A 24,972-nucleotide genomic window follows, 5' to 3' on the forward strand; every position below is an offset into this window, starting at 1 on the left:
TGAACAATAATTACGGTAATCAGGCTGTATTTTGAAACGAGTTCAGCAGCCCCTTAGTCCACCTGAACAGTGATTCGCAAGAGTGAGCCTCTCGAGCGTCGCTTGGCACCTGGTTTCAGTTTCCGAAATGCTGTAATCCAACTTTAATATTCGCCTTATTTTCCTGGAGTTTTTCCATATTTTCCAGCGATTGGTCAACAACATGCACGGAACCTGCCCCAAATGAGGCACCTCGAAATTACCCCCTCTTTGAGGTGGCCGCGAAAACATATCGCCACGTCCTGCGCATGCCTCTGAAATCAATTGGCGTAGTTACGCTTTCATGGCTTTAGACTCTTCAGCATGAGTGAGTTCGATTCGACCGATTTCCAACGGAGCGCCCAGTCCACCCGCGAGCGCATCATCGCGGCTGCAGCTCGGCACTTCGCGCGCAAGCCTTTGCGAAGCGTGCCGCTGAAGGAAATTGCCAGCGATGCGGGCGTTAGCGCGCCGCTCATCATCAAGTACTTCGGCTCCAAAGAAGGTCTCATGGCCGAACTGATTGACTTCAGCCAGTTCAAAGGCACACTCAGCCGAGCTCCCTTCAATGAACTTGGCCAGCGGATGGCCAGCGCTATTTTGACTGGTCAAGGAATGGCCGGACAGTCCATGATTCCGCTGATTGTCGGATCCCTCGACTCCGAGGAAACCGCAAAAGTCATTGCCGAGCGGTTCAATGAAGCTGTTGCAGATGACTTGATTCGCCGCATCGAAGAGGACGGACCGGAAGACGTTAGCCACGACGCTGCTGTGCACCGCAGCCAGATGGCTATTTCCCTCTGCGTCGGATACCTAGTTCTTTCTGATACTGGTCTGATTGATGAGGCCAACGCGCCGAGGATTTCGGTTGAGGCCCTGGGCAGCTGCCTGCAGCAAATCATCGAGCACGGCTAAGAACTGAGCACGGCCAAGGAAGCAGCTCCACTGCCCACTGCCTACTGCCACCACCCACTGCCACCGACTACTCCTGCGTAACTCACTGAATCAGCAGCGCCACCCCAGGCGCTGCTTTTTTGTTTTGTGTCCTTAATCGCACCCCGAAGCCACTAATACACACACGGAAATACGCTTCTTCTCAGGTGGAAGACATACAATGGCCTGCGATGTCTACTGAAAATACGAGCGCTCCTGGCGCAGAGTCGACCACGCTGCCGACCACGAGCCCCTACTCTGAAATCCCGAAGCCGACCCCGCTGGGTGTCATCGCCAACGCAGTTCGCGGTGGCCTCATTGGTCTCGCCGAGACGATTCCGGGGGTCTCCGGCGGCACGCTTGCGCTGATCACGGGCATCTACGGACGCCTGATTGAATCGGCCAAGCGCATCACCGATCTGCCGCGGGCAATGTCGAAGGGCACCTTCAAGGAGGACCTACGCAGGATCGACTGGTGGCTGCTCATTCCGGTGGCTATCGGCATGGTTGCCATGGTCTTCTCCATGGCAGGCGTCATGGAGAACTTCGTCACCAACCAACCAGTCGCTTCTCGAGCACTGTTCATGGGCATGATCGCCGCCTCGATTACCATGCCGCTGAACGAGCTACCGCCAGGCGCTCTGCGTCAGCCGGGCATGCGCGGCAAGGCCATCGCCGTCTTCCTGTTCTTCAGCATCGCCCTGTTCGCGCTTACTTCCCTGCCACAGGCCGCGCCGACGCAGCCGCCTCTCTGGCTTGTACTCATCGCCGCCTCGATTGCCGTGTGCGCACTGGTTCTGCCGGGCGTTTCGGGCTCTTTCTTCCTGCTGGTCATCGGACTCTACGCACCGACCATGGGCGCAATTCACGACCGTGACTTCGCCTACATCGGCACGTTCTTCGTCGGCGCGCTGATCGGCATCGTCCTGTTCATCCGCCTCCTCGAATGGCTGCTGAGTACGCACCAGGCGCTCACGTTGGTCGCCATGTCCGGCCTCATGCTCGGTTCGCTGCGCGCTCTCTGGCCGTGGCAGACCGAAAACAACGAGCTCCAGGGCATCGGCTCCGACTGGGGACTCGCCCTCGGACTGTTCATTCTCGGCGCCGCAATCGTCAGCGTCGTCGCTTATGCGCAGCGCCGTTTTTCTAATTCGGGGTCGATGGACTAAACTAGTCAAAGTCGCTTCGATAGAGCATTTTCGCTTATCGACGGCTTTGCGCCCCTGTAGCCCAATTGGCAGAGGCAACGGATTCAAAACCCGTCCAGTGTGAGTTCGAGTCTCACCGGGGGCACGATTTGAAAACCCGCTTTCACCTGGCTTTTAGCCTGGTGGGGGCGGGTTTTTGCTTGTCTGCGTATTCACTATCTTTCACTCTTTTTCACGCACTTTCACGGGTATTTTGCACCAAAAATGAGCCAAAAAAGAGCCACGTATTGCCTGCTGAATCCTGCGTTAACTCCTGGGTGAATCTGTTTTTGGGAATAAGAAAACCCCGCCACTACCGATTGAGTGAACGGGGCAGTGCCATGGCAGGGACTCGCACCCCGCGAATGTGGCTACTCCATGGCTATGAGTCCGTTGATTTCAACAGGCGAGCATACGCTCTGAAAACTTCTTCATCGCCATCGGCGTACTCGGAAATCCCACTCAACAAAGCTTGCCGCTGCTCTTCTATGATGGAGACTCGAAACTCAGCGATGTCTTCTGCAAGACAGGTGGCTGCGTCTGCGTAGCGGCGCAGTGTCGCGGTTACTTCTGTTTTGCCGCCGCGGTCGCCGATGCGGGCGCGGTTGATAAACGGCACGAATTGTACCGCGCCGAAGTTGTGCTGCAGACACTCGCTCAACTGCCCGGTCACGCATTAAAACTGCCGAGACGGTTTCCGCTTCACCAACAGCCGTTCAGTGTGCAGCAAATGCATTCTGGTGAAGCGGAAGCCGTCCTTTTACAGCAGGCATCCAACTGGGCTCTGGCCAATTGGCGTCATCAACAAACGAAGCCCGCTGCTACAGGTTATCCACCGCGTACTGAGCTTCCTCCGGAGTAAACTGCTCGCCGTATTCCGACGTCAGCTGCTCGTAAACCGCATCCGGGGACATTGCCATCGAATCCTGATAGATTCTCGCCTTTTCCAGTGCGTTCTTATTCCAGTCCGCTTCAAGGTTATCCATTGCATACTGGGCAGCCTCCGGTGAGAACTTCTCGCCATACTCCGAGGTCAGCTGATCATAAATACCGGCCTTCGACATGTGCATGCGATTCGCGTAAATCTCTGCCTTGCGGAGAGCATTCTTGTATTCAGTCGAGACCTTCTCATCCTGCTTTTGCTGCTCCCCCGTCTGACCTTGCTGCTCATCTGCACCTGCCTCGGGTGCCTCAGCGAAATCGGCATTCTCAACAGTCCCAGAATCAGCCGCAACGGCAGTCTCCGAGCCAAAGAGAGACGCAGCTTCAGAATCGGAACCCGCGTCAGTGTCACCGCCACCAGTCAAGCTGGCCGCCACAGCTAGAACGACGACAGCGCCCGCGGCGATACCACCCCATTTGAAGCAGCCACCCTTCTTCTTTTCTTTCGGAGCCGGAGGCACCTGCCCCGCTGCCGACGGACCCTGCGGGTAGGACTGCTGGCCGAGCGGATCCTGCGGGTTGTGCTGGTAGTACTGCTGCCCCGGCGAAGCCTGCGGATCCTGGGATACATACGGATTCTGGGAGCCATACGGGTTCTGTGGGCTCTGCGGGTTCTGGGGGAAAGTGGAATTGGACATCGTAAGAAGCCTCCTGCGTAGAAGTTGCAATAAACGAACAGCTCTCTGTCGTCAGTTGGAACTATCTCAGGAACCCCGGACTCAACTTTCCGCACTACACAAATATTTTCGATTCGCGAACCATACGGCACCACTGAAGGTAAGAAAAAACCAGGCCTCTACCCCATATAACAGGGCTTGGAACTGGTTAATCTCTTTAAAAACTAACCTTCAACCCCGGCCAGCGCTTGCTCAATATCGGCAAATAATATCGCCAACATTTTCCAAACCAATAGAAGGCCAAAAGCGGCCAAGGCGTGGAGCCCCCAACGACAGCCGCCTATATGGAACCCGACAGCACATAGACGCCCCACCGAAGGCACTTCCCAACAAAGACGCTTCCGAGCAAGCCCCGGTGCACACCTTCATCGCAAACAACACAGCAGCGTAGCTCTTGACATAGATGACGCCATGGCAGGACTCGTCGAACTCGGCAAAAGCCGGGGTTCCGGCATCACGCCCGCGGCCGCCAGCCCCACGACACTTCCCAAATCCCCGCTCCCCCAACCGCAAAGATTTTATTTTCCACCCCACTGTCCATATAATGAGATACCAATCCCGTATAGCAAGACTGGTTTAGTTTTTACGCACACCACTACGTATCACCTGCCAAGCTTTGCTCCCGGCTTTACGCACTGCCCACCAGCAGCTCACGCCGCGGTCGAGTTTTCTCAAAGTACAAAGTACTCAGTACTCAACACGTTTTGGACTGTCATCATGCCTGCTGCGAATTCCCCCTCTAGCTCCTCCGCCCACACTGCGAACGCGAACTCCGCTAAGACGCCACTTCACGCAGTACCGGAGGACACCGCCCCCACAGATCCGTCGACCATCACCGATGCGGAAATCTTTGAGGCACACCGAGGCGGCAAGCTCCGCTCCCACTCCACCATGAAGCTCGAGACAATTCGCGACCTCTCCATCGGCTACACCCCAGGTGTCGCTCGCGTCTGTGAGGCCATCCACGAAGATCCGGCTCTGGCCCGCACCTACACCTGGACCAGCCAGAACGTCGCAGTGGTTTCCGACGGCACCGCCGTGCTTGGCCTTGGCGACATCGGGCCCAAGGCCGCGCTACCGGTGATGGAAGGAAAAGCCCAGCTCTTCGAGCAGTTCGCCGGCATCTCCGCTGTGCCAATCGTCCTGGATACCCTCAATACAGAGGAAATCATCCAGACGGTCAAGGCGCTGGCGCCGTCGTTTGGCGGAGTGAACCTCGAAGACATCTCCGCGCCTCGCTGCTTCGAGATCGAGCAGCGTCTCGACCAAGAGCTCGACATCCCCATCTTCCACGACGACCAGCACGGCACCGCCATCGTCATCGCCGCCGGCCTGATCAACGCCTGCAAGCTGACAGGTCGCAGCTTCCAGGATCTCCGCGTGGTCATCTCCGGCGCTGGTGCCGCTGGTGTCGCTGCGACGAAGATGCTGCTGTCCGCTGGCGTGTCCGACATCGTCGTCGTCGATTCGCGCGGCATCATCCACCCGGACCGCGAGCCACTGAGCGACATCAAGCAGTGGGTCGCCGGCATGACTAACCCACGCGGTATCACCGGCTCGATCAACGATGCGCTTGTCGACGCTAACGTGTTCATCGGCGTCTCTGCCGGCCGTATCGGCGAGGATGCGATTAGCCAAATGGCCGCTGACCCGATTCTGTTCTCGCTGGCCAACCCGATTCCGGAGATTCCGATGGAAGTCGCCCGCAAGTACGGAGCCGTCGTGGCCACTGGCCGCTCGGATCATCCGAACCAGATTAATAATGTGCTGGCCTTCCCGGGTCTGTTCCGTGGCGCACTGGAGGCGGGTGCCAAACGGATCACCGAGGCCATGAAGCTGGCTGCTACTCAGGCCATTGCAAATGTTGGCGTAGAAGACCTGAGTGCCGACCGCATTATCCCGTCGGCGCTGGATTCGCGCGTCATGCCGGCCGTGGCGAAGGCTGTCCGCGATGCTGCGCTGAGCGACCCGGCCTCCGGCGCGGTCGGCCCGCTCGACGTCACTGGCAATGGCTTTGCTGCAGCTGAAGCGAACTAGAAAACCGGCGCTGACTATTCCCCGGGAAGTCTGAAAAGCGTGCGGTTTTCCTGCACCAGCCTAAGACGCAGCTGAATAGGGGTACCGAATTTAAGGTATTCCTGTGCCTAGGTAACATATTCAGATATGAAAAGACCCATCGCATTGGCGGCTGCCACGCTGACTGCGACCTTGTTCTTAGGGCTTACAGGCTGCGTCACCAATGACGAAAGCGGTAACCCCGAGGGCTGGTCAGAGATCAAACCGGCAGCGGTCCCCGAACTGGCGAAACAGGTCCCAGCAGATCTTCGTAAGCGCGAAGTATTGCGCATCGGCACCAACCCAACATTCGCCCCGGCAGAGTTTAAGGATTCCGCCGGTTCCATCATCGGATTCGACATTGACCTCATGCGGGCCATGGCCAGCGTCCTGGATTTGCGGCTGGAAATCCAAGAACAGGATTTCGCACTGATTCTTCCGGCCCTGTCGGCCGGCGCAGTTGATGTTGGCGCCTCCGGCTTCACCTCAAATGAGGAGCGCCGCAAGACCTACGACTTCGTCGACTACCTGGATACCGGCCTGCAGTGGGCACGTCGCCCGGGCAGCGACGCCAGCTCCGACAACTACTGTGGCAAAACTGTCGCCGTTCAGCGCAATACCGTCGCGGACATGGAGGACCTGCCGGTAAAGAATCAGGATTGTCTGGATCGCGGTTTGCCACCAATTAACAAATTGGCCTACCAGGATGCCGGTACCGCCGCTACCACTGTGGTGCTGGGGCGTGCTGACGCGCTGGCAGCTGACTCACCAGTCAGTGCCTATGCGGTCAATCGCTCTGAGGGCAAACTCGAGCTTGCCGGAGATATCTACGATGGTGCCCCGTTCGGCTTCGCTATTCCGAAGGATTCAGAACTTGGCCCAGTGCTGCAGCAGGCACTGCAGTACCTCATCGACAACGGCCAGTACAAGCAAATCCTGACCACATGGGGTTTGGAAGACGGTGCTTTGGAACGCGCCACTATTAACGGAGAGGAACTTTAAGTGAGCGACTCATCTGCGTCTGGCGCCCGCTACGAGGCCACACAGGCGGAACTCAACGAAGAAATTAAGGCCAAACCGCTGCCGCACCCGGGTCGCTGGATCACCGCAGCAGTGCTGCTGGTGCTCTTCCTGTGGTTCATCATCGGTGCCGCCCGCAACGAGGCCTACCACTGGGATGTTTACTTCCAGTACCTGTTCGACACACGAATAGCCGCTGCCGCTGGCTGGACCATTGCACTGACGGTCTTGGCCATGCTCATCGGTATCGTCGGCGGTGCTATCGTCGCCGTACTCCGCATGTCGGACAACCCCGTGCTGTCCACTGTTGCTTGGTTCTACCTGTGGGTTTTCCGAGGAACTCCGGTCTACGTGCAGCTGGTCTTTTGGGGCCTCCTCGGCACTATCTACTCGACGATTGACCTGGGCGTTGCCGAGGTTGATCTCAGCACCGTCCTGTCCAATACCTTTGTGTTGGCGTTCGTCGGTCTCGGCTTGAATGAGTCCGCATACATGGCTGAAATTGTCCGTGCCGGCATCCAGGCTGTCCCGGAGGGCCAGACCGAAGCATCGAAGGCACTGGGTATGAGCTGGTGGCAGACTGTCCGCCGCGCCATCTTGCCACAGGCTATGCGCATCATCATCCCGCCGACGGGCAACGAGTTCATCTCCCTGCTGAAGACCACTTCGCTGGTCATCGCAGTGCCGTTCTCGCTGGAACTCTACGGCCGCTCCACGGACATCGCCAATGCGCTGTTCCTGCCGGTGCCGATGCTGCTTGTCGCCGCCACCTGGTACTTGGTCATCACATCAATTCTGATGGTCGGACAGTTCTACCTTGAGCGCTACTTCGCCCGCGGCGCTACCCGTCAGCTCACCGCCCGCCAGCTGGCCGCGCTTGCCGACGCCGAAGGTGTGCCGCTTGCAAATGCTCGCGTTGTCGATAAGGACGAAGAGCACTTCTACCGAGAGGATCCGCAGTAAATGACTACCAAAGATTTGATGGTTGAGGCGCAAAAGGTTCGGAAGAACTTCGGCCGTCTCGAGGTCCTCAAGGGCATCGACCTGGAAGTTCCACGCGGTACGGTTACCTGCCTCATTGGTCCTTCGGGCTCCGGTAAGTCCACGCTGCTGCGCTGTATCAACCACCTGGAGAAGGTCAATGCCGGCCGTCTCTACGTCGATGGTTCCCTGATTGGCTACCGCGAAAAGAACGGCAGCCTCTACGAGATTTCCGCCGCAGAAGCTGCCCGTCAGCGTCGCGATATCGGTATGGTTTTCCAGAACTTCAATCTGTTCCCGCACCGCACGGTGCTGGGAAATATCACCGAGGCACCGGTGCTGGTAAAGGGTGTCTCTCAGGAGCAGGCTGAAAAGCGTGCCATGGAGCTGCTGGAGACTGTTGGTCTGGCGCACAAGGCCGATGCCTACCCTGTTCAGCTCTCGGGCGGTCAGCAACAGCGTGTTGCCATTGCTCGAGCCCTGGCCATGGAGCCGAAGCTAATGCTCTTCGATGAGCCGACTTCCGCTCTTGACCCCGAGCTCGTCGGTGAGGTTCTCAACGTCATGCGTGGTCTGGCCGATAAGGGCATGACCATGGTCGTCGTGACGCACGAGATGGGCTTTGCCCGTGAAGTCGCCGACCAGGTCGTGTTTATGGCTGACGGCGTGGTCGTGGAAAAGGGCACCCCGGATGAGGTGCTGGGTAATCCGCAGCACGAGCGCACCCGCAACTTCCTGTCTTCGCTGTTGAAGTAACAGCAAGCCTAAGCGCCAAAAGTTGCGGAGATTCCGCGAAACATAGTGACTGCCGCGCCGGTAGTCGCCAGAATGACCGCGAGCTTTCGGGCTTGCACAATGGGCACTCGTCGGGAAACGCGAGTGCCCAAAAATATACCCACAATCATGGCAACCAAACACAGCGGCCAGAGGATAACCGGTGTGGTGGCGAAGACAGATACGTCACCGCTGATTTCCTTGAACAGCAAGGACAACGCGCCGGAAACAAAGAAGAGCGGTTGCAGGGTGGCTGCAAATGTCTGCGCTGGCCAACGGGAAGCCTGTGCGTAAACGGTAATGGCTGGGCCCGCAATGCCGGCCAGGGTATTCATAAAACCGCCGGCCACGCCTGAGGCAACGGCGTATTGTGGGCCGTCGACACGCATGCGCTGAGGCATAACGGATGTCACTAGCAGCGCGAGTAGCACGAGCCCGCCGACCAGCACCTGGAGTGGACCGCTGGGCGTGTTGTGAACCACCCAAGCGCCGGGGAGCGCGCCGAGAGCCATCACCGGGCCAATCAGCCAGAACTTCTTCCAATCGACGTTTTCTCGCACCGAGATGGTCTGCATGATCGCATTGACCGATGCGAGCACGTTAATAATCAAAATTCCTGCTACGGGACCTGCAACCAGTGAGAGGACCGGACCTCCCAACAGTCCGAGCCCCATACCGGCTATTCGCTGCATCAGGGCCCCGACAAAAATCGTTGCCACGATAAAGACAAAAGCCCACACTGATAACTCCATGGGAGGGAGTTTACAGCGTGGGCTTTTCGGCTATTCGACGGGCGGGGTCGCCGAGGATCCGTCGTAAAGCGGAAACGTTAGCAGACTAGATGACGCCCTGAGCCAGCATTGCGTTAGCGACCTTCTTGAAGCCTGCGATGTTGGCACCGAGCACGTAGTTACCCTCGTGATCGTACTCAGCGGCGGTGGTTTCGCAGTTCTTGAAGATGTTGGTCATGATGCGCTTCAGGCGCTCATCGGTGTAGGAGAAGGACCAGGAATCGCGGGTAGCGTTCTGCTGCATCTCCAGAGCGGAGGTTGCAACACCGCCAGCGTTGGCAGCCTTGCCCGGCGCAAAGTGGACACCGTTGGCCTTGAAGACCTCGATAGCCTCCGGGGTGGACGGCATGTTTGCGCCCTCAGCAACGAAGCGGCAGCCGTTGTCGACCAGCAGCTTGGCGGACTCGCCATTGAGCTCATTCTGAGTTGCACACGGCAGTGCGACATCAGCCTTGAGCTCCCAGATGTTGCCACCCTCGTGGAACTCAGCGCCCTCAGCCTCAGCGACGTACTCGGAGACGCGAGCACGACGAACTTCCTTGATTTCCTTCAGCAGCTCGACGTCGACACCGTTCGGGGTGGAGACGTAACCGGAAGAGTCAGAGAAACCGACGACGGTAGCGCCGAGCTCCTGAGCCTTCTTAATGGCGTAGATGGCGACGTTACCGGAACCGGAAACGATGACCTTGGCACCGTTGATGTCAGCACCGTTGGCCTTCATCATCTCTTCAGTGAAGTAGACACAGCCGTAACCGGTGGCCTCGGTACGAACCAGGGAACCGCCCCAGGTCAGGCCCTTACCGGTGAGAACGCCGGACTCGTGCTGGTTGGCCATACGGCGGTACTGACCGAACAGGTAGCCAATCTCGCGGCCGCCGACGCCGATGTCACCGGCCGGGACGTCACGGTACTCACCGATGTGGCGGTGCAGCTCAGTCATGAACGACTGGCAGAAGCGCATGATTTCTAGCTCGGACTTGCCCTTCGGATCAAAGTCGGAGCCACCCTTGCCGCCACCGATCGGCAGGCCGGTCAGGGAGTTCTTGAAGATCTGCTCGAAGCCCAGGAACTTAATGATGCCGAGGTTCACGCTCGGGTGGAAGCGCAGACCACCCTTGTACGGGCCCAGCACAGAGTTGAATTGAACACGGAAGCCACGGTTGACCTGGACCTTCCCCTGGTCATCGACCCACGGCACGCGGAAAATGATCTGACGCTCCGGCTCACACAGACGCTGAACCAAGCCGTAGTCACCGTAGTGTGGGTCCTTTTCCAGGACGACCTTCAGCGACTCCAGAACTTCTGCCACTGCCTGGTGGAACTCCGGCTCACCGGCGTTTCGGGTGAGAATCTGGTCATAGAGTCCCGAAACCTTCTGCTCGATATTCAAAATAAACCTCTCTGCGAAACCATTATGGCGCCCACGAAGAACAAACCGTCAGCGGTTGTAAACCACTTCCCGGTTGCCGTAACTCGGTGGCACAGGTTGTGTGCACAAGGACTGGGCAACTGTAGATATTGAAGCGGACATAATTATACAACGGCATATTGCTGGGAAAACTCGTAGCGATTTGCGCTACACCCGTTGGCCAAGCCAATCACTGACTCTGTGGAGGCTTACACTTTTCACGAATTAGGTAGGAAATTACCTAAATACGGCAACATTCCAGGGATACGTCGCAACAGATTCGAGCATTTCGTCGAACTCACGCAGCACTGGGTCCGGGGGCAATTCTGCACGCGGAGTCAGTAGCTCAGAGAGGTCCATAGCGAGTTCATTGAGAGAACCGCCGTGCTGATCGAAGCTCAAGAGATAACGGAATACCTTCCTATCCCCCAACGGCTCCTTCGGGTTCTCACGCTCCCACTGCTCCACCAACTGCGCGTCAGTGTCCGCCGACGCCACCGAAACATCCACGTCACTAATTCGCCCGGCGCGGTCAAACTCACTCAACTTGGTACGAAATGCCTCGGCCAGCGCCTCCGATTCGGTCGGCTTCACCAGGCAGTGAAAAACAATCTTCGACATAACTTCACAGGCTAAGCCACGCGAGACGGCCAGACAATAGCTAACCGTCGTCAAGCCCTGTCCCCCTACATTGGCGCGCCGACCGCCAGCAAAGACGTAGTGTTGGACTTATGCAGGCTTTCAGCAATCCCCTCATCACGCTTGCCGACGGCACGGTGAAGCAAGTCAATCCTTTTTCCGGTACCCAGGTGTGGACAGTCCCAGGTCGTGGCAATCGGCCGTTGGGAATTAAGCACACGGATCCGCAGCCATTGAGCGAGGAGGATTTTGGATCCCGCGACTCCTTTGGCTGGAACAACCTGCTGCAAACCCCGCCGGAGAAGGCCCGCGTTGTCCTCGACGAATCGGTATTCGGCGGCTACAGCACGGTGACCGGAGTACTGCCCGACCAGCTCTTCGACACCACCGCGGAGTTCCGCCGCGTGCCCAACCTGTTCGAGATCGTCTCCTATGACTATTGGTCGGAAAACTATGGCTTCGAGCCCGACCGCGAAACTCAGCAACGTATGGAGGCCTACCTCGATGACCCGAAGGGCCGCGAGCACGTGCTCAACATCATTCGCACGCGCTACCGCGCCGCTGGACGCAGTGAAGAGGAAATCAACGCGCTTTCCGACGAGGAATTGCTGCGCCGCGCCCCAAGCTATTTCGCCGGCGGCCACGATGTGATTGTTGCCCGTCGCCACTTTGTCGACGGCGCTACCCACGATAACCAGCTGGCTTCTTCTGGCACATTGAGCGTTGCCGAGCACCGCGCACTCATTGCGTTTACCGTCGAGTCGATTGCTGACCTGTACCGACGGAACCGCTACGTGCGTTATGTGGCCGCTTTCCAAAACTGGCTGAAACCGGCAGGCGCAAGCTTCGATCACTTGCACAAGCAGCTTGTGGCCATCGATGAGCACGGCGAGCAGCTCAAGCGCGAAGTGCAGGCGGTGCGCAAGAACCCGAATATCTACAACGAATACGCAGTGGACTATGCGGCCCGCCACAACCTGGTTATTGCGGAAAACGAGCACGCGGTGGCTTTCGCAGGATTCGGACACCGCTACCCGACGCTGGAGATCTTCTCGAAGTCGGATGTCTGCGAACCGTGGCTGCAAACCCGGGCTGAGATAGACGCAATGTCGGACCTGATTCACGCATGTCATGCCGCTGCCGGGCCCACCATTCCGTGTAACGAGGAATGGCACCACCGCCCTGTCGATTTGGATGCCCGCATGCCGTGGCGCGTAATGATTAAGTGGCGCACCTCAAATTTGGCCGGTTTTGAAGGTGGCACCAAGATTTATCTGAACACCATCTCCCCATGGGATCTGCGCGACCGCGTTGTCCCGGAGATGTACCGTTTACGGGAGACCGGAAAGATTTCGGACAGCATTCACATTGCGACCGAGTGCCAGTGCCAGCCAAACTCGCTGAAGTACAACCCGCTCGTCGAAGACGGGTCGCGACTGTAGTTCTCTGGCACAGAGTAGAGAGAAGTTAGGAGTCTTAATCCAGGTGAGCAACAATGAAGCACGACTGAGCCGCATTCGCGACCTCATCGCCACTCATCGAGTGCCATTGGACAGGCAGTGGGAAATCTACCGTTACCTGCACCAGCACCCGGAGCTATCTCAGGCGGAGGAGAAAACTGCCGCGTATCTGGCCGGTGCTCTTCGCGACATGGGCACTTACACGGTGTATGAGGGAATCGGTGGTCACGGCCTCGTTGGTGTCATGGAAAATGGCCCCGGCCCTACCGTGCTGTTCCGCGCTGATATCGATGCGCTTCCGGTGTTCGAGGAAACCGGTGTGGACTTCGCTTCCTCTGCCACCGGTACCGCCCGCGATGGTTCTGCCACCGCCGTCATGCACGCCTGTGGCCATGACATGCACATGACGGCCGGTCTTGGTCTGGCTAGCCTGATGGCAGCAACTAAGTCTGAGTGGTCGGGTACTTTCATTGCCCTGTTCCAGCCCGCCGAGGAACTGGCCTGTGGTGCACAGGCTATGATTGACGACGGCCTGGCAGACCTCATCCCCACCCCAGATGTGTGCTTCGGCCAGCACATTGTTCCCGGCCCCGCAGGTCAGGTAATGACCATGCCCGGCCCGGCACTTGCTGGCTGTGACACCATTAGCATCACGCTGACAGGTCGCTCCGCACATGGATCTATGCCGCACAACGCCATTGACCCGACGTACTTGGCTGCCGCAATCGTTCTGCGCTTGCAAGGAATTGTGGGGCGCGAGATTCCTCCCCACGAGTTTGGTGTTTTGTCCGTCGGCACGCTGCAGTCCGGCAATTCGAATAACACAATCCCCGGTCAGGCCAAGATTGTGCTGAATATTCGCTACTACTCCAACGATGTGCGCGCGAAGCTCATTGCGGGCATTGAGCGCGTTGTTCGTGGCGAGTGCCTGGCTTCCGGCACTGAGGTTGAGCCTGTGATTGAGTACTCCGATCACGGCGAAGTCACTGACAATGATCCGGAGGCGTTTGCCACGATTCGCCCGGTCATGGACGCTGTGCTCGGCGACGATTCCACCGATGCTGTGCCGTGGACCGCATCGGAGGACTTCTCAGACCTGCCGCGTGGACTGAACTGCCCATATGTCTACTGGACCGTTGGCGCCACACCTCGGGATACGTGGGAAGCCGCCGTTGCTGCCGACCGCGTGGTCGAAGACGTACCGTCGAATCACATGCCGACATTCCTGCCGGACTTCGAGCCGACGGCTACCTCCGCGACTTCTGCCGCCGCTGCCGCCGTACTGTCCTACTTGGCAAAGTAAGAGCTGCGTGCCGGCCGCTTGCCACCGCGCACAGCGCAAAGATCCCACCAAACAGCCCGACAGCCCAGGTCGAAAGGCTCCAAGCAAAAAGCCGGTAAGCCCCAAAAGGGCTTACCGGCTTTTCCTAACGCGCCAGAGAGCTAGCGAGCGTCCTCGCCAATAACGTGGACGTGAATCATGTTGGTATTGCCCTCATTTCCTGGAGGGGTACCAGCAACAACGACCAGCGTGTCGCCAGCGTTGTAGTTTTCCATGGTCAAGAGCTGCTCATCGATGACCTGCATGATCTCATCCGTGCTGTTAACCTCGCGCACCAAGAAGGTCTCCGCACCCCACGTCAGCGCAAGCTGCGAACGAACCTGCTGATTCGGAGTGAATACCAGCAGCGGCAGGCGAGAGTGCAAGCGTGCCACACGGCGAGCGGTATCACCCGAGGTGGTGAAAGCAACCATAGCGCGGGCATTCAAGCGCTCACCGATATCGCGAGCTGCGTAGGAAATCACACCACGCTTCGTGCGAGGCATGTGGGTCAGCGCAGGAACTTCCCCCTCGCGCTCAGCGGCGGTGACGATGCGAGCCATGGTCTTAACCGTGGACTGCGGGTACTTACCAACCGAGGTCTCACCCGAGAGCATCACGGCATCTGCGCCATCGAGCACAGCGTTGGCCACGTCGGAGGCCTCCGCACGAGTCGGGCGCGAGTTCGAAATCATGGAGTCGAGCATCTGGGTGGCGACGATGACCGGCTTGGCGTTCTCGCGGGCAATCTGAATAGCGCGCTTCTGAACCAGCGGAACATCTTCCAACGGCACCTCAACACCAAGGTCACCACGGGCGACCATCACGGCATCGAAAGCCAGGATGATGGCCTCGAGAGACTCGACTGCCTCTGGCTTCTCCAGCTTGGCGATAATCGGGACACGACGGCCAACCTCATCCATGACCGCATGGACCAGTTCGACGTCGGAAGGCGAACGGACGAAGGACAGCGCGATGAAGTCGACTCCCAGCTTCAGAGCGAAGCGCAGGTCGGCGATATCCTTCTCTGACAGAGCCGGCACCGAGATGTTCATCCCCGGCAGGGAAACACCCTTGTTGTTCGAGACCGGACCGCCCTCGATGACACGGCACACCACATCGTTGCCATCTACCTCGATGCACTCCAGGCCCACCTTGCCATCGTCGACAAGCAGGCGATCGCCCGGACGGGCATCGTCAGCGAGATTCTTGTACGTGGTGGAGACGCGGTCGTGCGTGCCTTCGACATCGTCGACGGTGATGCGGACAATCTCGCCGTCAGCCCAATACGTCGAGCCTTCCTTAAAACGACCGAGGCGAATCTTTGGTCCCTGCAAGTCGGCGAGAATACCGACGGCATGTCCCGTAGCGTCGGATGCTTCACGCACCCAGTGGTAGTTCTGAGCGTGGTCCTCATGCTCACCGTGAGAGAAATTCAGGCGGGCAACATCCATGCCGGCGTTGACCAGCCCGGTAATCCCCTCCAGCGAAGCAACTGCTGGACCGAGGGTACATACAATCTTCGTTCGTCTAAGCACGGCCTCCAGCCTAGTCCCTTAACGGGCTATGCGTCAGTTGGAAGCACTGTGAGCTTCAGCAGCCTCGCGCTCTCCCCCGACTTCAGCTGCGGTTTCGCGGCTCTTGGACCGCAGAATCCACAAAGCAATGACAGCGCAGAAAAAGACCACGAGCGACGTGATGTTATTAATACGCACACCGAATATCAGCGTTGCGTCATCGACGCGCATGAGTTCAATGAAGAAACGCCCCAAAGTGTAGGCCGCGACATAGAGCGCAAAGACGCGTCCTCCGCCCATCTTGAACTTTCGGTCCGCCCACACAATGACCAGACAGGCGAGGACGTTCCACACCATCTCGTAGAGAAACGTTGGATGCACCACGGCCAGCACTTCGCCTGTCGACGTTCCGGTGACAGGGGCAACCCGGCCAAACTCATCAACTCGTTGGTAAATTTCCAGGCCCCACGGAAGTGACGTTGGGCCACCGTAGAGTTCCTGGTTGAACCAATTGCCCAGACGCCCAATGGCCTGTCCAAGGATGATCGCGGGTGCGGCCGCGTCAAGAACTGGCGCAAACGGCACCTTTCGCCACTTAGCGACCGCCCACGCGGCCAGCACCCCCAGCGCCACCGCTCCCCAGATGCCGAGGCCACCATTGGTGATTTTCAGTGCATCGGCGGGATTGGCGCCGAGGCCGAAGTACTTCTCCCAGTCAGTGGCGACGTGGTAGAGACGGCCGCCGATAATGCCCGCAGGAATAACCGCAATGGCAATGTCGAGGACCAACTCCGGGTCTCCACCCCTGGCCGCGTAGCGGCGCTGCATCCAATAAATGCCGACGAGTACGCCAACCAAGATGGAAATCGCGTAACCGCGCAGTGGTAGCGGTCCTAACTGCCACACCCCCTGCGGCGGAGAGGGAATGTTGGCCAGATACGTCGTTGCAGTTTCAGCGAGAACAAGGGTGGAACTCATAAATGCGCTAGCTCTCTCCTCGTACGCCCGCGGCGAGTTCACGGGCGAGCGTTACCAGGTCATCGGTGCTCTTCATCGCGGCCTTGATCAGTGCCGAGCCAACGATTACGCCATCCGCAAACTCGGCAATCTCCGCGGCCTGTGCCCCATTGGAGACACCCAAACCGACGCACACCGGTGTATCGGTGACCTCGCGCGTGCGGGCAACCAATTTGCCGGCGGCCGAGTCGACGCTAGCCTGGGCACCTGTGACACCCATGTGGCTGGTGGCGTAGACGAAGCCGGTCGACGCGGTGGCAGTTAGCTGCAGACGCTCGTTGGTCGATGACGGGGCCACCAACATGATGTTGGACAGACCATTGGCCTCAGCTGCACGCTGCCATTGGCCGGCCTCCTCGGGGATAAGATCCGGGATGATGGTGCCACGACCACCAGCGGCGGCCAAGTCCTTGGCGAAACGCTCCGGACCATACTGGAGAATCGGATTCCAGTAGCTCATGACCACACAGGTACCGCCGTGCTCGGTGACTTCGCGAACCACCCGCATAATCTCACGGGTACGGAAGCCCGCATCCAGAGCCACGTTGGCGGCATCCTGAATGGTTGGGCCATCCATCATCGGGTCGGAGAAAGGCAGGCCGACCTCGATGATGTCGGCGCCAGCGTCGACAATCGCCTTGATGTTCTCAATCGACTTATCGGTGGTCGGGAAACCCGCTGGGTAGTAGCCGATGAATGCTGCGCGGTTTTCCTCACGGACCTTGTCAAAGACGTCACTCAGACTCATTTAGGACTCCTCCATCAGATCAAACCACTTAGCAGCGGTGTCGACATCCTTGTCACCGCGACCGGAAACATTGACAATAATCAGCGGCTTACGGCCCAGCTCTTCATTCAGTTCACCGCTGATGAGTCGGGCGGCAGCCACCGCGTGTGCGGACTCGATAGCGGGCAGGATGCCCTCCATCCGAGTCAGGTCCTGGAATGCCTGCATCGCCTGGGTATCGGTCACCGGCAGGTAGGACGCGCGATCAATATCAGCCAGGTAAGAGTGCTCCGGGCCCACGCCCGGGTAATCCAGACCCGCGGAAATCGAATGAGACTCTGTAATCTGGCCGTCCTCGTTCTGCATCAGGGCGGCGAAGGAGCCCTGGAACACCCCCGGATTACCGGCGGCCGAAATCGGTGCTGCATGGCGACCGGTCTCAACACCGTCACCGCCAGCTTCAGCGCCAATCAGTCGAACCGATTCATCATCGATGAAGTGGTGGAACGCGCCGATCGCATTAGAACCGCCGCCGACACACGCCACGACAGCGTCGGGAAGCGAGCCGGTCTCCGCGAGGATCTGCTGGCGTGCCTCGGCGCTGATGATGCGCTGGAAGTCGCGCACCATTGTTGGGAACGGGTGCGGGCCGGCTGCAGTGCCGAAGCAGTAGTAGGTGTCATCGGCGTGTGAAACCCAAAAACGCATGGCCTCATTGATCGCGTCCTTGAGAGTCTTCGAACCAATCTCGACCTCGATAACCTCGGCACCAAGCAGGCGCATGCGGGCGATATTGAGGCGCTGGCGGATTGCGTCGACCTTGCCCATGTAGATACGGCAGTTAAGGCCGAGCAGCGCACAGGCAGTCGCGGTTGCGACACCGTGCTGGCCGGCACCGGTCTCGGCAATGATGTTCTTCTTGCCCATGCGCTTAGCAAGCAGAACCTGCCCCAAGACGTTATTAATCTTGTGGCTACCGGTGTGATTCAAATCCTCGCGCTTGAGCCAGACGTCAGCGCCGATATCAGCGGAGAACTTCTCCGCGTAGTACAGCGGCGAGGGACGTCCGACATAAGTACGCTGAAGCCGGTCGAGCTCATCGAGAAAATCCTGATCAACGCGGGCCTTCGCGTAGCCATCGGTGACCTCACCGATAACGGCCATCAGCGCCTCCGGCACAAACTGGCCGCCCCACTTACCCCAGTGCCCAATGGCATCTGATTCGTGGTTCGTTGTCTCCGCGATAACCTCACCCATCGTGGGCAGGCGGTCACCGCGGGCATCATGATTCTTGAAATCTTGGTCACTCACAGTTATCTATTGTGGACTATCCCCACCGGTTGCGGGGACATAAGGCCTAAGAAACTGTGGTGTGCCAGCACAACAGGTGTGACACGCAACCAAACTAGGCGCAGTTCGCAGCGCGGTACAGCTGCTTATCGCAACTGCGGTCTATCACTACTCGCTGCGGAGTGTCGGGTGGACACCGGCGGCAACGAGACGTCGGCAAGCCTCACCCGGCTTGCCCGCGGTAACCAGGCCCTCGCCCACCAGTACCGCGTCGGCGCCGTGGGAGGCGTAGTAGCGCAGTTCCTCCGGCCCCTTGACACCGGACTCTGCCACCTTCACAACATGATCCGGCAACATCGGCGCAAGGCGTTCGTACACGGAGAGATCCACGTCGAGGGTCTTTAGATTGCGGGCGTTGATGCCGAGGATCTTGGCACCAGCGGCCTCGGCACGCTCGACCTCTTCTTCGGTGTGCGCCTCAACCAGAGCGTTCATGCCAAGCGACTCGGTGCGATCCAGCAGGGATTCCAGCGTCGGCTGATCCAAAGCGGAGCACATCAGCAGCACCAGGTCGGCACCGTGTGCGCGGGCCTCATGGACCTGGTACGGAGTGACGATGAAATCCTTGCGCAGCACTGGAATGTTGACCGCGCGGCGCACGGCATCGAGGTCGGCGAGCGAACCGCGGAAGCGGCGCTCCTCAGTCAGACAGGAAATGACAGCCGCGCCACCCTGCTCGTACTCTGCCGCCAAGACCTCCGGCGAAGGGATGTCAGCCAGCTCTCCCTTCGACGGAGAGGCACGCTTGACCTCTGCAATCACCTGCACCCCGGGCTTAGCCAGTGCCGCCACGGCATCAATCGGCGACGGCGCCTTCAGCGAGAGCTCCTTGATTTCACCGTAGGAAATCTTGGCTTCCCGAGCAGCGAGATCTTCCCGCACGCCCTCAATAATCTTGTCCAGAACGTTAGCCACGGCCTTACTCCTTATCCAGATCCGTAGGATCTACACCGGCATCCAAAGCATCCCACAGAACTCGACCCGACTGTGGGTCTTCCTCCAGGTCCTCGGCGATACGCTGACGGCGTACCTCCGGGGTCTCATACGCGCTGGACTTCTGCTTCTTCACAGTACCCGGTCGACGCACCAACAATACCGCCCCGACCAGCGCCAATGCGCAGCACAGCAAGGCCAGGGATGGCCCCATCGCATGCACTTCAATCGCTGAGATCTGCGCCCAGTCTGCCACAGTCACCGCATCACTGGCGCGCTGTGAGGCGCTTCCCGACGTCAACAAATCCAGTGCCCGCTGGGAATCCACCCCGTCTTCTCCGCTGGCAAGCAGAGTCATCGGAGTCCACGACGCCGCAACTGCGAGCAGCGCCGCGAGGCCACCGACAATACGGCGCCCCAGTGAGCCCAAAATGGTGGTGGCAAACAGTGCAGCCACCATTGCCAGCGCAATCGACGTCAACTCTGGAGCCCAGACTGCGCCCACCAAATCTGTGGTCGCTGGACCGGACTTGTCATCAACAGTATCGACCGTCAGCCACGCACTACGGCTGCACAACCACATTCCCGCTGCGGCCACACCAATGAGGCCACCGGAGAGCATCGTTGTCGACTTCATCGAAAACCTAGCTCCTTTCCGCTGGGACTAGTGTCTCAGCTGCCGCGACAGCTCGCAGCACGGCCGCGGCCTTGTTGCGGGTCTCCTCATCCTCTGCCACCGGGTCAGAGTCACTGACAATTCCGCCGCCAGCCTGAACATAGACCGTATCGCCCTTCTTCACACCTGTGCGGATGGCAATTGCCTGATCGGTATTGCCCCGGAAGTCAAAGTATCCAACAGTGCCGCCGTAAACACCCCGACGCGTGTCTTCGAACTTGTCGATAATGCTCAGCGCGGAAGGCTTCGGCGCACCCGACAGCGTTCCCGCTGGGAAGGTGGCCGCGAACGCGTCGACGGCAGTGGCGTCGCTGGAAAGCTCGCCGGTGACCGTAGAGACCAGATGCATAACGTGACTGTAGCGCTCAATATGACGGAAGTCGTGCACAACTACACTGCCCGGGCGGCAGACACGTCCGAGGTCATTGCGGCCAAGATCAACGAGCATCAGATGCTCACTATTTTCCTTCTCGTCTGCCAGCAAATCAGCTTCCAGCGCATTGTCCTGCTCCACCGTGGCACCGCGCGGACGTGTGCCCGCGATGGGATTGGTGATGACCTCACTGCCCTGAACTGCCACGAGTGATTCCGGGGAGGAACCGACAATTTGAAAAGCGGTAGCGGAGAAGTCCTTGGTTGGAACGTTGACCAGGAACATGTAGGGCGACGGATTGGAAACCCGCAGGATGCGGTAGATATCAAAAGCTGACGCCTGCGTGTCCATCTCGAACCGCTGCGAGAGCACAATCTGGAACGCATCACCAGCTCGGATGTGGTCCTTACAACGCTCAATACGATCCATGTGGTCGTCGGCGGCGCGCTGGCGACGAATCACCGGCTCTGGGAAGCTAATTTCCGCCGGACGCAGATCAGAAGGCTCTGACAACCGCTCCACCATCGCATTGACACGGTCACAGGCGGTGTCATACGCCTGGTCAATCCGCTCATCCGAGCCGTCCCAGTTGACAGCATTGGAAATCAGCCACAGCACGCCCTCGTGGTGGTCAAAAGCAGCCAGATCCTCCACCAGCAGCTGCATGAGCTCCGGAATCTGCAAATCATTGTCAGTGGTATCCGGCAGCTGTGGCTCGATGTAGCGGACAATGTCATGCCCGAAGTAGCCAACGAGACCAGAGGTGAGCTTGGGTACCGAGGCATCGTCGGCAAGCGGAAGCTCCGTGTGCAGCAGCTCCAGCGTGCGACGCAGAGCATCCAACGGATTTCCGCCCTCTGGCGCACCCGACGGCGCATTACCAATCCAGGTTGCCTCCCCCGCATCATCCACCGTCAGCGCAGCACGACTGCCGCAACCGATAAATGACCAGCGCGACCACGACTGCCCCACATCGGAGGACTCCAGCAAGAAAGTGCCGGGACGATCGGCCGCGAGCTTGCGGTAGGCCGACAGCGCCGTTTCGCCGTCCGCCAAAACCTTGCGAACCACGGGCACGACCCGATGGTGTGCAGCCAGTTCACGAAAGCGCTCACGCGTGGTCATGGTGATACGAGTCATAGCCGCTATTGTGCCACGCACCCCGGATTGCACATCACTTAACCCCGGACTTCACCGGAGGTGGGCGCGCTTGACGACGAAATCCCCACCTCGGCAACCCGGATCGACTGATTAGCCCTCGAACACGGGATGCACGTCAAAGCAGCTATGCGAGCCAGTGTGGCATGCCGCGCCGTCCTGCACTACCTGCATCAGCACGGTATCGCCATCACAGTCCAACGCCAGCGATGTCACGGTCTGGAAATGGCCACTAGTAAGCCCCTTAATCCAGTACTCGGACCGGGAGCGCGACCAGTAAGTGCCGCGCTTGGTAGCGATGGTGTACGCCAGCGCGTGGGAATCCATCCACGCCATCATGAGCACGCGGCCAGTGGATTCCTCCTGCACAATAGCGGGAATCAAGCCGTCAGCGTTGAACTTGGCGATGTTCGCGATATCTGCTGGGAGCGTGTACTCACGCGGATCGTCGCCGGCGCCGTGAGCTGCAGCGCCCGGGGCTAGACCAGTCACTGGCGCACCTCGATTCCCTCGCGGGCCATCTCTTCCTTAACCTCAGCAATGCTGACCTCGCCGAAGTGGAAAATGGATGCGGCCAACACCGCGTTGGCGCCGGCGCGCACTGCTGGCGGGAAGTGCTCTGCCTTGCCCGCACCGCCAGAGGCAATCACCGGGACGTCGACGGCAGCGCGGACTTTCTCCAGAAGCTCCAGGTCGAAACCGTCCTTGGTGCCGTCGCCGTCCATGGAGTTCAGCAGAATCTCGCCGACCCCGAGCTCCTCGCCGCGGCGTGCCCACTCGACGGCGTCGATCCCCGCCGAGCGTGAACCACCGTGCGTCGTCACCTCGAAGCCCGACGGCTGCGGCGTGCCTCCCTCGGGAACGCGGCGGGCATCCACCGACAGGACGACACACTGCGCACCGAAGCGGCGCGACAGCTCGCTGAGCAGTTCTGGACGTGCGATCGCAGCGGTATTGACACTGACCTTGTCAGCTCCGGCGCGGAGCAGCTGATCGACATCCTCGACGCTGCGCACGCCACCGCCGACCGTCAGCGGAATGAAGACCTCACTTGCGGTGCGACGCACCACGTCGAGCATGGTGCCACGGCCATCCTTGGAAGCCGTGACATCCAGGAAGGTCAGCTCATCAGCGCCCTCCTCGCCATAGCGGCGAGCCAGCTCCACCGGATCGCCGGCATCACGGAGATTCTCAAAGTTAACCCCCTTGACGACCCGCTCATTGTTGACATCCAGGCAAGGAATCACGCGTACTGCCAGAGACATAGTTTTTAAGTTCTCCTCGTGTTAGCTCAAAGTTGTGGATCGACGGTTTGCGCAACCACCCAGCTCGGGACGTCGCCCACGGTTTAGCTCCGGAAAGTCTCCGGACGACCCAGTTGGTCAATAATCGACCGCAGCGTGGCATGAACATCGCGAGTTCCCGCCAGCACGCCTACGGAATCATGCCGCCAAGGATTGCCCGCCAAGTCTGTGACCACGCCACCGGCTTCGGAAATCTGAAGTACACCAGCTGCGTTATCCCACACATGCGGTGAGAAAGTCACGGTGCCGCCGAATGCCCCCATCGCGGTGGAACCCAAGTCCACTCCGACAGAGCCAGTAATTCGGATCGTCGGATAGCGTTCGCCCACCTTTGACAGCAGCAGTTGACGCCACTTGCGCGGGAGTGTGCCGTCGGTACTCGCGATGACGGACCCGAAGGCAATCGAAACCGGGCGGCCGGCCTCGGCGTCGATGTTGACGCGACGGCCGTTGACGAACGTGCCGCTACCTTTAGCTGCGGTAATACGCCGGCGTAGCAGAGGCATGGAGGTAATACCAACCACCGGCTCCCCCTCATGCATGAGTGTGAGCAGCATGGCACACAGCGGAAAACCGTTGGAATAGTTCGTGGTGCCGTCAATCGGATCGATGACCCAGGCGGTATGTTCCTCGGGGACTTTGCCACCGAATTCCTCGCCGTAGACGGGCAGCCCAGAATACTGCGTGAGGAGCTTGCGCAGACGACGCTCAATTTCCAGGTCAGTCTCCGTCGCGAAATCTCCGCGCGGCTTCATGACAACCGGGTCCGCGCCCACCTGCTGCGTGAACAGGCCTTCAACCTCATCGAGCGCCGCTTCAGCAATAGCGAGCATCGCCCGCGGTTCCAGGGCATCCATACTTTCTAAGTCCTTCATCCGCCGTCTCAGCCGGGGTGCCGTTTGCTCGTTAACGCTTTCGCTTGACGACGTCTCCCCGGCCCGGCCACGAAAGTGTTCTCTTTAGCCGCGAGCTACTGCCAGGGCCTCTTCCAGGGTGAAACGCCCTGCGTAGAGCGCCTTACCCACAATTGCGGAGTCAACGCCCTCATCGACCAGTGTGGCAATAGCTGCAATGTCGTCCAGGCTGCTGACACCGCCGGAAGCGACGATTGGAGCATCGGTAGCAGCGGCGACCTCGCGCAGCAGTTCCACATTCGGCCCCTGCAGGGTGCCGTCCTTGGAGACGTCAGTCACCACGAAACGGGATGCACCCTGAGCATCCAGGCGCTCCAGCACCTCCCAGAGGTCACCGCCGTCGGAGACCCAGCCGCGGCCGCGCAGGCGCCACTGCCCCTCTTCGTTAAGAACATCCAGACCAATGGCTACACGGTCGCCGTAGTTGGCGATAACCTCGCGGCACCACTCCGGATTCTCCAGTGCGGCGGTGCCAATATTGACGCGGGCACAGCCGGTGGCCAGCGCAGCCTCGAGCGAAGCGTTGTCACGGATACCGCCGGAGAGCTCCACCTTCACGTCGAGCTTGCCCACCACGTCGGCAAGCAGGTCGTAGTTCGAACCGCGACCGAACGCGGCATCGAGGTCGACCAGGTGGATCCACTCAGCGCCTGCGTTCTGCCAATTCATGGCAGCTTCCAGCGGTGCACCATAGGAAGTCTCGGTTCCAGCAGCACCCTGAACAAGGCGCACAGCCTGGCCATCGGCTACGTCTACAGCGGGCAGCAGGGTCAAACTCATGGGGGCTCTACTCTCTT

At 59.3% G+C, this 24,972-nt stretch carries 24 protein-coding genes and 1 tRNA gene; 9 read left to right on the top strand and 16 right to left on the bottom strand.

Annotated elements, in window-relative coordinates:
• Positions 1 to 342 precede the first annotated feature (342 nt).
• From QP995_RS01395 to QP995_RS01405, 3 genes are all read left to right on the top strand, one after another.
• The gene (locus tag QP995_RS01395) at positions 343 to 933 is read left to right on the top strand and encodes a TetR/AcrR family transcriptional regulator (RefSeq protein WP_284852842.1); all 591 of its coding nucleotides are present in this window, start codon (positions 343 to 345) and stop codon (positions 931 to 933) included.
• A gap of 209 nt (positions 934 to 1,142) precedes the next feature.
• Positions 1,143 to 2,120 carry a DUF368 domain-containing protein gene (locus tag QP995_RS01400; RefSeq protein WP_049193963.1) on the top strand — a complete coding sequence of 326 codons (978 nt, stop codon included), beginning with the start codon at positions 1,143 to 1,145 and terminating at the stop codon, positions 2,118 to 2,120.
• A gap of 50 nt (positions 2,121 to 2,170) precedes the next feature.
• Positions 2,171 to 2,244, top strand: a tRNA-Leu gene (locus QP995_RS01405).
• 276 nt (positions 2,245 to 2,520) lie between these two features.
• Here the strand turns inward: QP995_RS01405 and QP995_RS01410 are convergent.
• Both QP995_RS01410 and QP995_RS01415 read right to left on the bottom strand, forming a co-directional pair.
• Positions 2,521 to 2,811 (bottom strand): hypothetical protein, encoded by a 291-nt coding sequence (locus tag QP995_RS01410; protein WP_070767265.1) that lies wholly within the window; start codon positions 2,809 to 2,811, stop codon positions 2,521 to 2,523.
• A 148-nt stretch (positions 2,812 to 2,959) separates the two neighbouring features.
• Positions 2,960 to 3,718 (bottom strand): Ltp family lipoprotein, encoded by a 759-nt coding sequence (locus QP995_RS01415; protein ID WP_083317208.1) that lies wholly within the window; start codon positions 3,716 to 3,718, stop codon positions 2,960 to 2,962.
• Between the two features lie 756 nt (positions 3,719 to 4,474).
• On the opposite strand from QP995_RS01415, the gene QP995_RS01420 reads away from it, so the two are divergent.
• From QP995_RS01420 to ehuA, 4 genes are all read left to right on the top strand, one after another.
• Positions 4,475 to 5,794, top strand: a complete 1,320-nt coding sequence (locus tag QP995_RS01420) for an NAD(P)-dependent malic enzyme (RefSeq protein ID WP_284852843.1) — start codon at positions 4,475 to 4,477, stop codon at positions 5,792 to 5,794.
• Between the two features lie 126 nt (positions 5,795 to 5,920).
• Entirely contained in the window at positions 5,921 to 6,814 is an 894-nt protein-coding gene (locus QP995_RS01425; RefSeq protein WP_016422930.1) for an ABC transporter substrate-binding protein, read from the top strand.
• A 63-nt stretch (positions 6,815 to 6,877) separates the two neighbouring features.
• Entirely contained in the window at positions 6,878 to 7,795 is a 918-nt protein-coding gene (locus tag QP995_RS01430; RefSeq protein WP_370550222.1) for an amino acid ABC transporter permease, read from the top strand.
• Complete coding sequence (gene ehuA / locus QP995_RS01435) at positions 7,796 to 8,569, top strand: ectoine/hydroxyectoine ABC transporter ATP-binding protein EhuA (RefSeq protein WP_016422932.1); 774 nt, start codon at positions 7,796 to 7,798, stop codon at positions 8,567 to 8,569.
• 8 nt (positions 8,570 to 8,577) lie between these two features.
• On the opposite strand, the gene QP995_RS01440 is transcribed toward ehuA, so the two are convergent.
• The 3 genes from QP995_RS01440 to QP995_RS01450 all read right to left on the bottom strand — a co-directional run bounded on the left by QP995_RS01440 (position 8,578) and on the right by QP995_RS01450 (position 11,407).
• Positions 8,578 to 9,339, bottom strand: a complete 762-nt coding sequence (locus QP995_RS01440) for a sulfite exporter TauE/SafE family protein (RefSeq protein ID WP_049170334.1) — start codon at positions 9,337 to 9,339, stop codon at positions 8,578 to 8,580.
• 85 nt (positions 9,340 to 9,424) lie between these two features.
• Positions 9,425 to 10,768, bottom strand: a complete 1,344-nt coding sequence (gene gdhA / locus QP995_RS01445; protein ID WP_016422934.1) for an NADP-specific glutamate dehydrogenase — start codon at positions 10,766 to 10,768, stop codon at positions 9,425 to 9,427.
• A gap of 255 nt (positions 10,769 to 11,023) precedes the next feature.
• Entirely contained in the window at positions 11,024 to 11,407 is a 384-nt protein-coding gene (locus QP995_RS01450) for a hypothetical protein (protein ID WP_042388759.1), read from the bottom strand.
• 110 nt (positions 11,408 to 11,517) lie between these two features.
• Here QP995_RS01450 and QP995_RS01455 point away from each other — a divergent pair, with 110 nt between their 5' ends.
• Together QP995_RS01455 and QP995_RS01460 are read left to right on the top strand one after the other, a co-directional pair.
• The gene (locus tag QP995_RS01455) at positions 11,518 to 12,867 is read left to right on the top strand and encodes a DUF4921 family protein (RefSeq protein ID WP_187401584.1); all 1,350 of its coding nucleotides are present in this window, start codon (positions 11,518 to 11,520) and stop codon (positions 12,865 to 12,867) included.
• A 43-nt stretch (positions 12,868 to 12,910) separates the two neighbouring features.
• Entirely contained in the window at positions 12,911 to 14,188 is a 1,278-nt protein-coding gene (locus tag QP995_RS01460) for an amidohydrolase (protein WP_049193967.1), read from the top strand.
• Between the two features lie 140 nt (positions 14,189 to 14,328).
• Here QP995_RS01460 and pyk read toward each other — a convergent pair whose 3' ends face one another.
• The 11 genes from pyk to priA all read right to left on the bottom strand — a co-directional run bounded on the left by pyk (position 14,329) and on the right by priA (position 24,955).
• Positions 14,329 to 15,744, bottom strand: a complete 1,416-nt coding sequence (pyk, locus tag QP995_RS01465) for a pyruvate kinase (protein WP_016422938.1) — start codon at positions 15,742 to 15,744, stop codon at positions 14,329 to 14,331.
• A 33-nt stretch (positions 15,745 to 15,777) separates the two neighbouring features.
• Entirely contained in the window at positions 15,778 to 16,701 is a 924-nt protein-coding gene (gene lgt / locus QP995_RS01470; protein ID WP_016422939.1) for a prolipoprotein diacylglyceryl transferase, read from the bottom strand.
• A 7-nt stretch (positions 16,702 to 16,708) separates the two neighbouring features.
• Positions 16,709 to 17,488 (bottom strand): tryptophan synthase subunit alpha, encoded by a 780-nt coding sequence (gene trpA, locus QP995_RS01475; protein ID WP_049193968.1) that lies wholly within the window; start codon positions 17,486 to 17,488, stop codon positions 16,709 to 16,711.
• Positions 17,489 to 18,778 carry a tryptophan synthase subunit beta gene (gene trpB, locus QP995_RS01480; protein ID WP_080985634.1) on the bottom strand — a complete coding sequence of 430 codons (1,290 nt, stop codon included), beginning with the start codon at positions 18,776 to 18,778 and terminating at the stop codon, positions 17,489 to 17,491.
• A gap of 147 nt (positions 18,779 to 18,925) precedes the next feature.
• Positions 18,926 to 19,732, bottom strand: coding sequence for an indole-3-glycerol phosphate synthase TrpC (gene trpC / locus QP995_RS01485; protein WP_016422942.1), 807 nt, complete (start codon positions 19,730 to 19,732; stop codon positions 18,926 to 18,928).
• A gap of 4 nt (positions 19,733 to 19,736) precedes the next feature.
• A complete protein-coding gene (locus tag QP995_RS01490; protein WP_049182100.1) occupies positions 19,737 to 20,387 on the bottom strand; it encodes a TIGR02234 family membrane protein in 651 nt (216 codons plus the stop codon).
• 7 nt (positions 20,388 to 20,394) lie between these two features.
• A complete protein-coding gene (locus QP995_RS01495) occupies positions 20,395 to 21,939 on the bottom strand; it encodes an anthranilate synthase component I (protein WP_049193970.1) in 1,545 nt (514 codons plus the stop codon).
• Positions 21,940 to 22,050: 111 nt separating this feature from the next.
• Positions 22,051 to 22,449: a phosphoribosyl-AMP cyclohydrolase gene (gene hisI, locus QP995_RS01500; protein ID WP_048734633.1), complete on the bottom strand. Its 399-nt coding sequence runs from the start codon at positions 22,447 to 22,449 to the stop codon at positions 22,051 to 22,053.
• A complete protein-coding gene (gene hisF / locus QP995_RS01505) occupies positions 22,446 to 23,222 on the bottom strand; it encodes an imidazole glycerol phosphate synthase subunit HisF (protein ID WP_284852844.1) in 777 nt (258 codons plus the stop codon). Before hisF ends, hisI begins: the two co-directional genes overlap by 4 nt.
• Before the next feature lie 83 nt (positions 23,223 to 23,305).
• Complete coding sequence (locus QP995_RS01510) at positions 23,306 to 24,118, bottom strand: inositol monophosphatase family protein (protein WP_049170313.1); 813 nt, start codon at positions 24,116 to 24,118, stop codon at positions 23,306 to 23,308.
• A gap of 102 nt (positions 24,119 to 24,220) precedes the next feature.
• Positions 24,221 to 24,955 carry a bifunctional 1-(5-phosphoribosyl)-5-((5-phosphoribosylamino)methylideneamino)imidazole-4-carboxamide isomerase/phosphoribosylanthranilate isomerase PriA gene (gene priA, locus QP995_RS01515; protein ID WP_016422946.1) on the bottom strand — a complete coding sequence of 245 codons (735 nt, stop codon included), beginning with the start codon at positions 24,953 to 24,955 and terminating at the stop codon, positions 24,221 to 24,223.
• Positions 24,956 to 24,972 lie beyond the last annotated feature (17 nt).

The organism is Corynebacterium sp. MSK032 (genome assembly GCF_030232065.1).
GTDB lineage: Bacteria > Actinomycetota > Actinomycetes > Mycobacteriales > Mycobacteriaceae > Corynebacterium > Corynebacterium jeikeium_D.